This is a genomic window from Paenibacillus sp. J22P15 (assembly GCF_056269345.1).
The window spans coordinates 292,740-309,643 of record NZ_JBWDNT010000005.1; the positions used below are offsets into that span (position 1 = coordinate 292,740).

The window sequence follows — 16,904 nt, forward strand, 5'->3', positions numbered from 1 at the left end:
ATATAAACAATAGATATTCAGATGATAGCACTACCAACTGACACGGACGGATCGATTTGCAAACTGATCGATCCGTCCGGGAAAGTTAGGGCAGACGAAAATCAGGAGGTCGTTTTAATCATGAGAAAAATGAGAAAGTCAATTGGCGCACTGTTCATAGCAATCTCGGTCCTATTGTCCGCGATTCCGGTTTCTGCGAATTCGGACCTACCCATGGCTGCCGCAATTGAAATGGAAATTATTCCGACTGCCATTTCCTTTGAAAAACCCGCCAGTTTGCAGGGAACAAATGTTGCGCTCAATAAAAAGGCTGAATCCAATTTGCCCATCCATAAGGATCGCCCGATTTCGGCGGTCACCAACGGTATTCGCAACAGCTTTGCCCAGCCCAGCAGCTTTACTCAAACCACAGGCAGCAGGGATTGGATTATTACCGTTGATTTGGAAAGCATCCGCTCGATAGAGGCCGTGGTGCTTGGCAAGGTCGATCTGACGGCTGAAAACTATCCAGAGGCTTATAAAAACAATATTAAAAATTATCAGATTCAGGTTTCTGACGACAAACAGTCCTGGAAACAACTAGGCACCGCCGAACTTGAGCCGCAAGGCAGCAAGGCGGATGTCTATTTTATCCCGGAAGTGGATGTAAGAACCCGGTATGTCCGGATTTATGCGCCGGGTACAGTAGATTGGAACACTGTCGACGAGCTGGAAGTTTACTCCTCTAAATCAACTGTGCCAGAAGTAACGACTATTGGCTTCTCAAACATAGCGCTGGGCAGCGGTATTTCTATAAGTCAGCCAGCCCACCAGCACCACGCATCCGCCGGTCTGGCGACAGACGGGGATTTGTCCACCTATGTGCAGGCCAATAATGGTCAGCCATTTGACTTGACCCTAGCCTTTCCGGAGAAGCGGCAGTTTAATACCGTTGTCTTAAAAAGCTGGTATAACGACTTTTTCAAACAGGATCAGAGAATACTGAGATATGGCATCTCGATTTCAGACGATGGAGAAACATGGAACCGTATCGCCGAGCACACGCTTACGGAAGCGGAAAAAAAGACCGATTCCATCTATACGTTTGACAAGCCTGTGACGACCAAATATTTCAAATTTGAATCCCTTCAGGCAGACGCCTGGTCCGCTATTCTGGAATTGGAGATTTACGACACCACAACAACTCCGCCGGTCGTCAGCAGCGCTGATACCAATACCACCCTTGTAAAGGGCGATGTAGTGACTCTCCGTGCTTATGAGGACGCGGTTATTTACTACACCGTCGACGGCAGCGACCCGAGAACCTCCCAAAGCAAAAAAACTTATGAGAACCCTATTGAAATTACCGGTGACGTTACCATACGCGCCTATGCTGTCAAAGACGGTATGAGCGACAGCGTGGTTAGCAATTATGTCTATTTCATGAGGTATATTGACGCCAACCCTGCTCCGGGTATGGTGGCAAAAGGTACGCAGGTGACTTTGACCGGCCATTTGCCGAATGCGGATATTTTCTATACCGACGACGGCAGCGACCCGACGCTTTCATCCACCAAAAAGCAGTACACTGCTCCGATAACTATCAACCAATACACTGAAATCAACGCCTATTCGAAGGCAGAGAGCGGCAAAACCACGCAAGCCTATACCTTTGCTTACGCTACGGAAAATTCGGTTGAAAGCGCCACTATTACGGCGAAATCCTCCGCTGACGGGTTTGGTCCTGAAAATGTGAAGGACAATGATCCTCAGACCATCTGGAAACCCGGCTCGCAAAATTCGGGCGAATGGATCAGCTTTGATTTCGGCGAATTCTATGATTTTGCCAACCTGAAAATCAACTGGCTGCACAAGGACGCGGACTATCAGTATATTGTGGAGGTTTCCACCGATGGAATCGCCTGGCACAACTATTATATTCAAAGAGCCGGTGAGCTCGGCTCCGACGAGCATATCATCCCTTATGTGGATACTCATCAGCGCTTTATGCGTATCCGTGTTTTAGGTTCTGCGAAGAGCAAGGAAATTGGTATCCGCGACGTTGAAATTCTCGGTAAGACAAGCAGTCCGGCAGCTTATGTGCCTACATATAAGGATCCGTCTACCGACATTTTGGAGCGCCCGGTCGTCAACCCCATTCCGGCTGCGGTTGAGGGCGTGAAAAACCCGGTTGTCAGCCTGAACGGTGAATGGAGCTTCTCACTCAAGCCCCAGAACGGGTTCTGGAGAAATTCCACCGACGTGACCGGCTGGTACAAAGCCAAGATTCCGGGTGAGCTGGATGCTCAGGGCATACCTGTCTATTTCCCTGACAACCCAAACTGGTACGGCAACTATGGAAACGCTCCCTTCTATCCCGGCAACAATCTGGAAATGGCATATAAAAAAGAAATTGATGTTCCCGCCGATTTTAACGGACAGAAGGTTTTCCTGCGCATTGACAAAGCGTTCAGCTATGCCCGCCTATGGGTAAATGGACAGTTTGTGCGGGACCACCGCGGCGAATATAATGCCTGGGATGCCGATATCACTGATTTTGTCGTCCCCGGACAGAAAAATCAGGTGACCATCTCTGTTACCGCCGAAGGCGGCGCCAATGGTTATGAATGGGGCTTTATCGGCCTGCGTTCATTCCGTGGCATATTAGGAGAAGTTAACATGTACGCCGCACCCAAAAATTATCTCAACCGCCTGCATGTGAAAACTTCGTTGGATGAGAATTATAACAATGCGACTCTCACTGTGATGGCCAATGCTTTTTTAAATGACGGCGTAGATGCAGAAGTGGAGATGACATTAAAAGATAGGGATGGCAAGGCCGTGCCGCTGACACCCAATGTCCTTTCTATTGATAAATCTTTTACTGACTTTAAAGTTGATATTCCCGTCGCAAGTCCTGAGAAATGGGATGATGAGCATCCCTATCTATATGATTTGACAGCCGAGCTGAAGATTGACGGGCAGGTCGTCGAAACCTTGTCTAAGAGAATCGGCTTCCGCGAGGTTGCCGTGAAAATGGGCGATGACGGATATAAGAAGTTTACCGTCAACGGAATTCCCACTATGCTCAGGGGTGTTAACTACCATACTGTTTATGGCAATGACGGTCCATCTTACAGCATTGAAACGGAAAGAATGCTTCTGGAAAAAATCAAAGCCATGAATGTTAATTTTATCCGTATCTCCCACTATCCCATGTCCACTGAAGCTCTTGAAATCTGTGACGAGCTTGGCATTTATGTGGAGCAGGAAAACTCCATCACCTTCGCGGGTATGTTTGGTTTTGGGATGACGATTAACAAAGATCCCATCTTTAAGGATTATATTATCGGTACTGCAGCCGAAATGGTGGAAAAGGATATGAGCCATCCTAGTATTGTTATGTGGTCCACAGGTAACGAGAGCTTCTGGGGCCCTAACCATAAATTGGCCGCCGAATACATCCGGGCAGTTGACCCCACCATCCCGACCATATTCTCATACTCCAAGCTTATGACTAATTTCAATGTAAACGCGGAGTATGATTATATCTTTGACGATCATACATCCACGGATTTATTTAGCAGCCATTATCTGGATGCAGAAAGCGAATACAACTATTTCGATAAGCCCATTCTTTGGGATGAATATGCCCATAATTATATGGGCAACGAAGGGCAGATCCAAGTAGACCCGGGTCTTAGATACAGCTACTATGAAATTATCCGCCATAATTGGGAGAAAATGTACAGCCATCCCCAACGCATTGGGGGCGCTATCTGGAACTATACGGATAATGTTACCGAAGGAAAAACGCATGTGCTGGGCAACGGAAACTGGGGAATGGTGGACGTCTGGGGTCGTGAAAAACCAGAATACTGGGCGACAAAAACAGTTTACGCTCCGCCGCAATACAAGGGCAAAGGATCAATTCCCGTTCCCGAATCCAAAAGTGCCTTGAAGCTGCCTTATGAAAACCGTTATGAAACCGTGGCGTTTGACGACGATGATTTTGAAATTCTCTATTCCATCAACGGGGAACAGATGGGAACACTGAACAGCGATATCGCTCCCAAGGAGGAAGGCCAAATTTCTGTTCCCGCTCCCGCCGCCGGCTGGAAACTTGGTGACAAGGTGCGTATTGAGTTTTACAAGACCACCGCAGGCATCCGCCGTATTGTGGTAGCGAATGAGGTTACCCTTGGAGACTCCGTTTACACGGTGGATGACGTCGAAGGACCGGCTCCCGGGATTACCGAGGACGACTCCTCCATTGTGGTAACCGGCAAGGATTTTAAGATTACCTTTAGCAAGGCTACGGGAAAAATTACAGAAGGAACCTATAAGGAACAAACCGTTCTCACCGGCGGACCTCACCTGAGCAATAACCTGGGCAATCAAGGAGCCTGGACGCAGAAAAGCATCTCCGCCAAAGAGCAAAACGATAAAGCCGTGATCATCATTAAAGGTGTGTACGGCACACTGGATTGTACCTTTACTCTGAGCATCGATGCCGGAGGAAAAATTGATACAGCTTATACACTGCAAAACGGGGCATTCACTACATTGGAAATAGGTGTTGCCTATGATTTGCCTGCAACTGCCGAGACGCTCTCATGGATCAGCAAAGGCTATGCTGTCGGCTATCAGGAGGATCAGGCAAGCCGTCCGATTGGCACGGCATATAAAGAAACGGAGTGGAAACGCGAATTTGGCGTGGAGCCGGTTGGCAAAGGCTGGAAGGATGATGACAAGGATTTCTACAGCTTTGGCAGGGGTGATCAGGGAGGACGTGGCACCACCGACTTCCGTTCCTCCAAGCATGGACTTTATTATGCCGAGGTAGGCTACCAAGGTTCGGGTGCGGTTCTTTCCACCTACGGCGATGGCAAGGGTTCTATCCGCGCTGTGATGAATCCCGATAAGACGGTTCGCCTCAACATCAACAATGCCTGGGGCTATCCAATTACCCAATCGCTTTCCAACGCGCCGAGTCGAGCAGTCGGGGTGCCCGCGAATTACAGCAATAACGTTGTCATCAAGCTTTCGGATACAAGAAACAATTATGCGGTGCAATATTCCGAAGTGATGGGAAATAATATTGCAGGTATGGCAAAGGTTACGGCAAGCTCATCGTTCAATGAATCTCAATATGCAGCAAAAAATGCAACTGACGGAAACCGGGCAACAGCTTGGGCTAGCAATGGAAGTTTGGGTGATCCGTGGATTATGTTGGACTTTAAAGAAGGGGTTGATATAAGCGGTATTAATCTGGTAGAAAGAGAGAACTCCCCCGCGGATTGGTTTACTAACGCAACACTTGAATGGGACGGCGGGTCAATGGAGTTATCCGGCTTAAAAGCTGCGGGCGATAATATAATAAAGTTTGATACGCCAATAAAAACCGCTTGGCTTAAGTTAAATATTGTTAAGATAGCGTATAACCCGGGTCTGATGGAATTTGAGGTGTTCGAAGCACAGCAACCATTTGTGAAAACAATTGTAGACTACAAATTGGTCGCTGTGGAAACGAGTGTAGATGAAATCCCAACACTCCCTGCACAAGTTGAAGCTGTATATAACGATGGGACAACAGCATTTGTAGATGTTGAATGGGATGAAATTACACGGGAGATGGTTGCAGAGGAAGGTACTTTCACTGTTAATGGTACGGTGCAAGGAACTGAACTTAGAGTAAAAGCTGTCTACAGAGTAATCAAAGTCTTGATCGAGAAAGATGCATTAAGAGATCTTATTGCTGCTGCGGAGTTATTGTCCGAGAATAATTACACAGTGGACACATGGTTAGCATTTGAAGTAGCTCTTGCAGCCGCAAAAGTAATGGAAGCGGACGTAGAAGCTACGCAAGATCAAGTGGACGCAGCAACAGATGCATTAAGTCACGCAATGGTTGCGCTGACATTTATCGAAGCTCGCTACACTGTAACAGCCACCGGAGCGACGAGCGTCATTGCAGGGGACACATTCGATGTGACCTATATGTTGAGTAATGTATCAGACCAAGTTTATGCACTAGGTCAAACGATCCATTATGACCCGACTCAAGTAGAATTCCTATCAGCCGAAGCCGTGCAAAGTGGATTTTCGATTGCAGGGGAGAAAGAAGGAGAAGGTAAGGTGCAAATTGTGATGGCAGCTGCTGGGTCCGGAGGTGCCATCAAGCACACGTCTCCTGTATTGAAACTGAACTTCAAGGCCAAAGAGGCTAGCCTAAACGTAACGAGCTCCATCTTCTTAAGCGATGTAGAGGTTGCGGGTGCAAACGGAATTGAAACGACAGTGAACAATGGTTCCCCGTACACGATTCAAATTATCGCAGTGGATAAAGCGGCATTGCAAGCACTTATTACAAGTGCGCAAGCATCGCATGATGCAGCGGTAGAAGGAGCGAGAATCGGTCAATATCCTGCTGGTTCGAAAGTGATATTACAAGCGGCAATTGATCGTGCTAAGGCAGTAGCGGGTCAAGACGGGGCTACTCAAGATCAAGTGGAGCAAGCGATGAATCAGTTACAAGCAGCGTTGCAAGCATTTAAAGCTTCCGTGAATGTAGCGGCTTCTGGTGACCTCAATGAAGATGGTAAATTCAGCATTGGTGATCTTGGTCTTATCGCAGCGAGTTATGGAAAGACTTCTGCAGATGCGGACTGGGCTCTGTATGAAAAAGCGGATATGAACGGTGATGGTAAGATAGACATCGTTGACGTTGCTGCTATTGCAAGTTTGATCATAGGCTAAATACAAATGGGGGGAAGGTGCACTATCTTCTCCCTTATCTTATTATCGAAAGGATGAAAGAGGAAGATAATTGAAAATGAAATGAAAACGTTTTATATCAACTCAGAATAAACCAAGTCAGAAATGTAATGCCTTCACTTCATTACAATTATTGGAATGCTACTGGAATCTTAACTTGTAGCATCTCTTGCTTCTATCATTCTACCTAAGTTTTTCATTAATGAATTTCCAAATTTGAAAGGAGATTTAAATATGTGGAAAAGTAGATGTACGGTAGTCTTGTGTATAGTAACAATTCTATTCTCAATGATGTATCACAATAGTGGTACAAACGTTGCGTACGCGGCAACCATAATCAATACAAGCATCACGAATACTCAGCCAAGTAGCTTAGACATGGATTCCATGAAAAACATTGCCTTGGGAAGAAGTTCTACAGCTACTGGTATGCCTAGTGGTGAAGCGTATTTTGCTCATGATCTTACTAATCTAACTGACGGTGCAAGAAATATTACTGGAATTAACACGGGTCAACGAGATAGTTTTGTACAGGTTGGTGATAAGCCTATAACGGATTGGAAAATAACGACCGATCTGGGCTCATCCCAATCAATTAACATGGTGGTTTTAGGCAGACTTGGGACTCAAGCTTTCTCGGACTTCAGTATTCATATTTCAAATGACAATGTAAACTGGAGTCAGTTAGGCACGCTAGACACATCATTACTAACGACAGCCGGTGATATCTATTTTCTGCCGGACACCCCCCAAGCTGCACGTTATGTCATGATTAGATTTCCATCGGCTGCTGCCTGGATGACGATTGATGAATTATACGTTTATAAACAATCTGTAAATTTATCTAGTTATGTAAATTACGCTTTAGGCAGCACAGCAAGCATGGATAAACCGCCATATTCCGGTCATCCTGCTTCACATGCTGTAGACGGTAGTCTACAAAGCTATGCACAAGAAAGTAAAGGAGAACCATTTAACCTTTCGCTTAAGCTAAAATCAGAGCAAACCTTTGATTCAGTAATGTTGAAGGGGTGGGGCGCAAGCTCATGGCCTCAAGATGAGAAAATAGGACAATTTCGAATCTTGTATTCAAGTGATGGTTCGAGTTGGTCAGAAGCAGTTGATCATGTCGTTACTCCAAATGAAAAAGCATCAAGAGCCGACATAATGGTTTCGTTTACGCCTGTTACTGCTTCGTATGTCAAATTTGAAATGGTCAATCAGGCCTCTGCATCTTGGCCTGCAATACTAGATCTTGAACTCTATTATTTAGGGAAGGTACCGGATGTTCAAAGTTCATTAGCTTCAGATACGGTACTTATTAAGGGTGACCAAGTTGTGCTAACAACTATTTCAGGAAGTACAATATACTATACAACTGATGGTAGTGACCCAACTACAAACCTATCTAAATTAACATATACTGGTCCTATTATTGTGGATAAAGATATGACTATTAAAGCCTACGCCGAGAAAAGCGGACAGGTAAATTCGAATATAGTGGGATTCAACTATTCTATCCGCAAAGTGGAATCCAATATACCTTCTGGAATTGTAACTAGCGGAACTGTCGTATCTCTAATAAGCCATATGGAAAATACGAGTATTTATTATACTCTTGACGGAAGTGATCCGAAGACATCTGCTACGAAAATACTCTATTCGACTCCGATTATAATAACAGGACATACAATCATTACAGCGTATAGCTTAGGCGATAACGGTACATTTTCAGATTCCTACCGATTTATCTATACTACAGAAAATTTAGCTGATGGTAAAACCTATACTGCATCTTCAACGAAAACGGGCAGCAATGTAAACTATGCATTTGATAACAATCCAACTACGTATTGGCAACCAAATACTAATAATGCCGGAGAGTGGTTGAAGATTGATTTTGGCGCTGACATTGATTTTTCTAACGTTAATATTCATTGGACTGATGATAGTTCAAACTATAAATATATGATTCAAACATCGCCTGATAATGTTTCTTGGTATACCTATTTTACTAATTCATCTGGATATATGTCTTCAAAGGATCATGTCATTCCTAATCTTGAAACGCATCGCAGATATATGAGAATAAAGACAATCGGCTTAAATGCGGGTAAAAAATTCGGAATAAGCGAAATAGAAGTTATAGGCAAGCCAAGCGCTCTAGTTCCGGTAGTTCCGATGTATGCTGACCCTGCAACAACGGTATACGAACGTGTCGTTGTTAATCCTATGCCTGCAGAAGTAGCTGGTGTTTCAAACCCAATTGTTTCTTTGAACGGAGAGTGGGATTTTACATTGTTCCCACAAAACGGTTTTTGGAAAAATTCTACCGACCTTTCTTCTTGGAATACAGTAAAAGTACCCGGTGACTTAGACTCACAGGGAGTTCCTGTATTTGCTCCGAATTATGATCCTGACTGGAAAGGACACTATGGAACTGCTCAATTTATAAAAAACGACAATTTGGAAATGGCTTACAAAAAGAAAATATTCGTTCCTGCCGATTTTTCAGACAAAAAAATATTTTTACGCATAGATAAGGCTTTCAATTACGCTAGAGTATGGGTTAATGGGCAATATGTCCGTGAACACATGGGGGCTTTTAATGCTTGGGATGGCGATATTACAAACTATGTAACTCCTGGTGAAAATAACTGGATTACGGTTTCAGTAACAGCCACGGGAGGAGATAGTTTACAATTTATTGAGTTGCGCAGCTTTAGAGGTATACTCGGTGATGTAACGATGTATGCCAAACCTCAGAGTTTCTTAAATAGAGTGCACGCAAATACAAAACTTGACTCCGATTACAATAATGCAATACTTCAAATTAGTACAAATGCATTTATACAACCGGGAGACACGGCTTCTGTCAATTTAACACTTTCGGATAAGGATGGGAATGATGTACCTCTTGGTGCTGCTTCATCTGTTCCGATAAGCGCTTCCTTTACAGATAGCAACGTTTCGACTACGATTACCAGCCCGGCCAAATGGGATGCTGATCACCCTAACCTATACACGCTTACAGCTAAGTTTGAGGTGAACGGAGAAATTGTCGAAACGGTAGTAAAAAAGATAGGGTTTAGACAAATAGACATTACGCACAGTAATGGTAATGATGTGTTTAATATAAACGGCGTCCCTACAAAATTACGTGGTGTAAATTACTTGACTGTTTATGGCGGAGAGCCACTAACTTATGACTTTGAAGTAGATAAAATGCTGCTAGAAAAACTAAAGCAAAATAATATTAACTACATTCGAGCATCCCACTATCCACTTTCTGATCGTATATTAGATCTTTGCGATGAACTGGGCATTTTTGTAGAACAGGAAAATTCCATTACTTTTAGCGGATCGGGTTTTCTTACTGGTTCAAATCCTGCAATGGAAAGCAGTGCTTTATACAAGAATTCTATGTTGCACACGGTAAGTGAAATGGTTGAAAAGGATCGCAGCCATCCGAGTATCGTCATATGGTCACTTTCCAACGAATCAAAATGGGGCCCCAATGTTGCAAACTTAGCAAATTATGTTAAGGCTGTAGATCCTTCAATCCCGACAATTGCATCTTGGGGTAACTATGTACCTACTAACTTTACGAATATAGACATTCATAGCAATCACTATCAATATGATGGCAATAGAGGCAACAGACCAGAATTATGGGATGAATATGCCCATGGCTATAGTGATGCTAACATCCCTTTTGATCCTGGCTACAGAGAAAATTACTACCAGGTAATCAAAATATGGGAAAATATGTACGCTAATCCTAATATTATTGGCGGCGGAATTTGGGATGTAATGGATAATGCTTATGAAGGTAAAAATCAAGTCGTTGGCAATACCACTTGGGGGCAACTGGATGTTTGGGGGAGAGATAAGCCTGAAATCTGGGCAACTAAAAACGTATACTCTCCGGTCCAGTATAAAGGAACCAAAGCGGTTGATTATCCTGGAGCAAATATGCCATTGCAGTTGCAATATGAGAACAGGTATGAAACCGTAAACTTTAGTGACAGTGATTTTGAAATCCAATATACCATTCTTGCAGAAGACGGCAGTACCGTAGAAGATGGAATCGTCCAAAGCGATATTGCACCAAAACAGTCAGGTTCTATTTCAGTACCTGCACCCGTAATAGGTTGGCAAATTGGCGACAAGATTACATTGGATTTTTATAAGACAACAAACGGTAAGAAAAGAAATGTCGTGACAAATGTGGTCACAATCGGAAATCCAAATTACCTTTTTGTAAATGGATATGGTGATGCGCCTACAGTTACAGATAATACAAACGAAATCACTGTTTCTGGTAATAGTTTTGATCTCACGTTTAGTAAATCAACAGGTAAAATAACGAGTGGAACCTTTAACGGGGAATCGGTGTTGGTTGGAGGTCCCGACCTAAATCTCGGAGAAACAGCTGTGGGAACGTGGACATTGACTAGTATAGATCAACAGACTACAGGAAATGCCGTTATCGTTACAATAAACGGTAACTATAGCAGTATTGGTAGTATTACATTTACTTTAACAATATTCTCTAACGGCAGAATTGAAACGAAGTACACATTAGGCAACGCCTCAACAATAAATTCATATTATGAAGAAGGGGTATCCTATACGTTGGTCTCAGATGCAAGTTCCATTTCTTGGGAGCGTCAAGGTTATTTTAGCAATTATCCTGACCATCAGATTGGTAGACTTGTAGGTACAGCAGCAAAAGAAATCGAATGGAAACGTGAGTATGGGGTCAAACCTACAATGGAATGGAAGGATGATGATAAAGAGTTCTACTATTCATATTATAAAGGAACACCTGATCCTGGTGGACGAGGAACCAACGATTTTAGATCATCAAAGACTGGTGTATATTATGCGGAAATGGGCTTCGACACTACGGATGCAGTGCTTTCTGTACAAGGAAATGGGAATGGATCTGTTCGTGCCAGTGTAAACGAAGACCAAACGGTTACCCTTAATATCAATAATCAATGGGGATATCCAAGCGAAGGTTGGTTTAATAAATTTAAGCATATAAGTATCCCTAAAAACTACACAAATACTGTAGTGATGAATCTTTCAAACACTTCAAATAATTACTATAAAATGTACACTTCGCCATCCCATCTGATCGCTGTTACCACAGCTGACGGTAGTTCTTCAATCACGGAAAATGGCGTTACATTACAATTGAATTCATCAGACAGTAATATTGAATGGAGTGTAGTAAACCTTGATGGAAGTCCAAGTGATATAGCTACCATTAGTAATAAGGGAGTTCTGACTCCCCAAAATAATGGCGTTGTGGTAGCAAGAGCTATGTCTAAATCCGGAGATGGCTCTGAGGGAGTTATTATTATCCCAATAACGAATCAAGTCCAGGCACCTGTAACGATCAGCAACGTACAAATCGCTTCGGATCATGCGGGGGACAGTTCCTCCGCGGTAACTGGTGATACGGTTACGCTGACGTTCAATACGACGGAGCAAGTATCAAAGCTTGACAATTTCAAAATTAACGGCAAAGATCCAGCGACTTTTACGTCGATACATTCTAACGATGTATGGGTGAACACGGCGATGTATGTATTGGATGGCACGGACCCACTAGGTGTAATAACCTTCCAAATTAACGTTAAGAACAGTGCAGGAACGAATTCGCAAACGATAGAAGCGACCAGTGACGGCAGCTCGGTCACGGTGAGGTCGTCGACTGAACCGACAAGCCCTCCTCTTGCTACGTATACGGGCCCGTCTTCGGTTCAGTCTGGAGCTCCTTTCAGTACTTATCTTGGCTTAGATAATGTGACCGATGCGATCTATTCGATGGATCTAACCATTCATTATGACCCGACTCAATTAGAATTCCTTTCTGTGGATGCGCTGAAAAACGGATTTAAGGTCATCGGACAAAAAGAGGGATCAGGTCAAGTCCGATTCCTTATGGCAAGCACAGGGGCGGGAAGTGTGATAACGGATACGACTAATTTGTTGAGGCTGCACTTCAAGGCCAAAGCGGTTGGCCAAAACGCAACGAGCGCCATTTTCTTAACCGACGCAGCTGTTGCGGGTGCAAGCGGAATCGAAACGACGGTGAACAATGGTTCCCCGTATACGATTCAAATTATCGCAGTGGATAAAGCGGCATTGCGAGCACTTATTACGAGTGCGCAAGCATCGCATGATGCAGCGTTAGAAGGAGCTAGAATTGGTCAGTATCCTGCTGGTTCGAAAGCGATATTGCAAGCGGCAATTGATCGTGCTAAGGCAGTAGAGGGTCAAGGAGGGGCTACTCAAGATCAAGTGGAGCAAGCGATGAATCAGTTACAAGCAGCGTTGCAAGCATTTAAAGCTTCCGTGAATGTAGCGGCTTCTGGTGATCTAAATGGAGACGGTAAAATCAGTATCGGTGATCTCGCTCTCATCGCAGTTGGTTATGGAAAGACTTCTGCTGATGCAGAATGGGCTATGTATGAAAAAGCGGATATGAACGGTGACGATAAAATCGACATTGCTGACCTTGCAGCAGTTGCTAGGTTGATACTAGGCTAACTACGAATGGGGGGAAGGTGCAATGCCTTTCCCTTTTGTACTTGAAAGTTAGAATAACAGCAGGTAAAGTAATAGAAACAGCCCAAAACGTGCCTAGATACATTGCGTTCTGGGCTGTTTTTTACTGTTATCGATCAAATATGAAAGTAGGGGGAATCTGTGCGAATACCAAAATTCAAAACGATTCAAAATAAGCTTTTTGTCACGTATTCTATCTTGGTTGTTACCATTGTGGTTGTATTCTCGCTTGTTTTCTATCTTTATCTAGCAGATACATTGACGAAGAAAGCCTCGGAGTCGATGTATCAATCGTCGGTTTATATTGCAAATAAACTTGATTCGATGATTACCGACCTTAACAACATCTCCGTTAAAATCATCTATTTAAATTCGATTAGGGATCTTTTTTTTCAGGATCAAGATGTTACTGATACATCGGTTCTGTTTACCACACAGCGGCAAATCAATAGTGTTATATTATCTGTCATGGGACCTCTGCAATTGGGCTGGCAAATTAATATTTTCGATCAGAGTGGTCGATTCATTGGAATAGGTGATAACTCGCATGTCACCAATTTTCCACAGGAGAAAATTTCAGAATTGGATTGGGTAAGTGAAACGTATAAGCTTGATGGGAATAAGTACATATCTGTACCTCATACCGACAATTGGGGGTCTTATGATAAAACTGTAATTTCATTATCTCGCGTGTTTGGATGGGATGCAGGTTCAAAACGGAAAGCAATCGTGGAAGTGCAGCAAAACTACCAATCGATCGAACGGTTCATCGGTGAGTTAATGGTGGGGCAGACCGATAAGAAAGTGATCTATATTTATAATGAACGTGGCGAATTAATTTACCCGTACCAAAGGCAAGCGTTAATTAGTAATAGCTTCTATTGGGATGTTGTGAAAGAACTGTCCGCGCCTTCTGGCTATTTCAACACCAAAAATGTATCGCATCAAAAAAATGAACTTTTGGCTTATACACGTTCCGCATACACGGGATGGACGGTGGTTGCCATACAATCGGAATCCTCTCTGCTTCAGCCAGTAACATCATTACGTAATCTAATGTTACTAGTCGTAATCGGAATCTTACTGCTTACGCTCACCGTGTCATTTTTTGTATCTAGAGGATTGACCTTACCGATCAAAAGGATTCATAGATCGATTCGCTCGATGAGTTTGGCTGAACTTACTTCTTACCCATTAGAAACGAAAAGTGAATTAAACGAACTGGATGGGCTTGAAGTATCTTTTAGTAGAATGCTCACACGGTTACAAAACTCTGTTGAAGAAACGCTCTTGTCTCGTTCGCAAGAAATGCACGCTCGTCTTGTTGCATTGCAATCGCAGATGAATCCGCATTTTCTTTACAACACCTTAACTACGATTAGTATTATCGCCGAAGATAACGGTCAGGTGAAAATCACGCAAATCTGCGACCATTTGTCCGGAATGCTAAGGTATATTCTCTCACAGAGTACGGAGCAAGTGACAATTGCAGACGAAATTAGTTATACGTCAAACTATTTCTCATTAATGAAAATTCGCTTCGATGAAGATTTGAAATACTCGATCGATCTAGATCCTGATATCACATCTTGTTATTTGCCGAAGCTAGTGATTCAACCGATTGTGGAAAATTGTTTGAAATATGGGATACATGGCTTGTCTCCTTGGAACGTCGATCTTGTTGGAAGAAGATCAGGGAACCATTGGACGATCCTAATTAAGGACAATGGGGATGGTTTTCCTGAGGAAGTGCTGCAGTCTTTACGCAACTTTGAGCCGAAAATGTATATGAAGCAGTCCCAGGACGATATCGCAGGGAAACGGAAAGGGTTGGGACTAGAGAATATATATGCCAGGCTGTATCTACTCTTCGGAGAGGAAGTCATATTTCAAGCGTCCAATCATCCTGATGGAGGAGCATGCGTCATTATAGGCGGACCTATGAGCAGACATAAGGATACTACAAGTGAAACGGAGGGAGAAGTATCTTATGATCCATTCGACAAACATAACCTATAAAGTTGTCGTTGTAGAGGACGAATTAATTATACTAGACAATATCATCAGCAAAATTGAACGAACCGATCCTTGTTTTCAAGTGATTGGGCGTGCTAAAAATGGACTTGAAGCGTTGGAAATCATTGATTTAATTAAGCCGTCTGTTTTGTTTACGGACATTCATATGCCCCGTATGGATGGGTTGGAGCTTATTCGACGTGTCATAGATTCACATCCTCAGATTTACATTGTTGTAATTAGCGGCCATGACGAATTTGAATACGCTCGGCAGGCTCTTCGTTTCGGAGTAAAGGATTATTTATTGAAACCGCTTAAACAAGTAGCGTTGGCTGAAACGTTAAATCGCATCCGGGAATCGTTAGATTTAGAAAAACAGGCTACTGTCCTTGAAAGAGTTACAGCAGCCATAAACGATCCAAGATCATCTTTAAGTCAAGTGTCCCTTGTTGATGAGTCATACTTACTATTTATTATACAAATCGGACATCTTCCAAGTCTCGCGAATTTGCTGAAACAAACAAGTTTGTATCCAGAATCGTGGTTGCGAACGGAGATGAATAATGCGGTTTCGGAAGTATTGGGGAAACTGAATTGGTGCCTAGTAGAGCAAAGCCCATTCTACGGAGTACTATTGGCTGTTCAAGTGGACAGTCAGAGTACCGTGAGCCCAGTATATATTGCGCTTTCGCTGTTGAAAAAAGTTTGCGAATACATTACGACTTACCCAATTACGATATGTCCGGCTGCTGATACGGTGTTGCTGCGTAATATGTCACTAGCTGTAAATGATCTGCGTACTATGCTTGAAAAAAATCTTGTACTTGGGAAATCGCAGGTGCTCGATCCGGCTGAACCGGAACGAAATGTGCCTCCAGCAAGTTTCGATATTAGAATTCAGCAGCAGTGGGGAACACTTATTCAAAGCGGAAAAAAAGAAAAATTGCATCAAGAACTGAGTCTTCTATTCCAGGAATGGGAGAGAAAATCATTCCCCCAGAGATGGGTGGAGATGAGAATTCGACAATTGATTCAAATATTCCGGCAGCATAGCATATTGCTGACAGATCATGAAGTCTCCCGCCTAGAAGATAAACTGTTGGCTGAATTGTCGTTATCTTGCAACTTCGAGGATGTTTTCCGGGATGTTTGGTCTACGTTGGAGAAAATTACTACCTCCAACGAAGACAAGGGAAATGAGGGGACTGAAGAACTAGCCAATCGTATCGAGGATTATCTTAACACCAACTTCGCAAGCCCAATCACTATCAGTGAAATATCCACACAATTTAATTTCAATGCGTCACACCTCATTCGAATTTATAAAAGACATAAAAACACAACACCCATCAAATACTTAATTTCATTACGCATCAACGAGGCGATTCAACTTATGATCAACAAGCCGGATATGAGCTTTCGCAGTATTGGAGCTCTAGTCGGTTATCCAGATCCTGATTATTTCAGCAGAATTTTTAAGAAAGAAACGGGAAAAAGTCTGACTGATTTCAAATCTACAAGATCGTAAATATAGTCCAGCATGAAAC

4 protein-coding genes are annotated in these 16,904 nt (G+C 43.2%); all 4 read left to right on the top strand.

The annotated features are described in order from the left end of the window. The first annotated feature begins 120 nt into the window (after nucleotides 1–120). The 4 genes from AC0YN6_RS14765 (at nucleotide 121) to AC0YN6_RS14780 (ending at nucleotide 16,885) form a co-directional block, all read left to right on the top strand. On the top strand, nucleotides 121–6,738 hold the full coding sequence (locus tag AC0YN6_RS14765) for a discoidin domain-containing protein (RefSeq protein ID WP_475747712.1): 6,618 nt from the start codon (nucleotides 121–123) through the stop codon (nucleotides 6,736–6,738). 252 nt (nucleotides 6,739–6,990) lie between these two features. Next, nucleotides 6,991–13,323: a discoidin domain-containing protein gene (locus AC0YN6_RS14770; RefSeq protein WP_475747714.1), complete on the top strand. Its 6,333-nt coding sequence runs from the start codon at nucleotides 6,991–6,993 to the stop codon at nucleotides 13,321–13,323. Between the two features lie 159 nt (nucleotides 13,324–13,482). Next, nucleotides 13,483–15,360 (top strand): sensor histidine kinase, encoded by a 1,878-nt coding sequence (locus AC0YN6_RS14775; protein WP_475747715.1) that lies wholly within the window; start codon nucleotides 13,483–13,485, stop codon nucleotides 15,358–15,360. Then, nucleotides 15,332–16,885, top strand: coding sequence for a response regulator transcription factor (locus AC0YN6_RS14780; protein ID WP_475747717.1), 1,554 nt, complete (start codon nucleotides 15,332–15,334; stop codon nucleotides 16,883–16,885). The genes AC0YN6_RS14775 and AC0YN6_RS14780 overlap by 29 nt, the downstream gene beginning before the upstream one ends. Nucleotides 16,886–16,904: the final 19 nt, after the last annotated feature.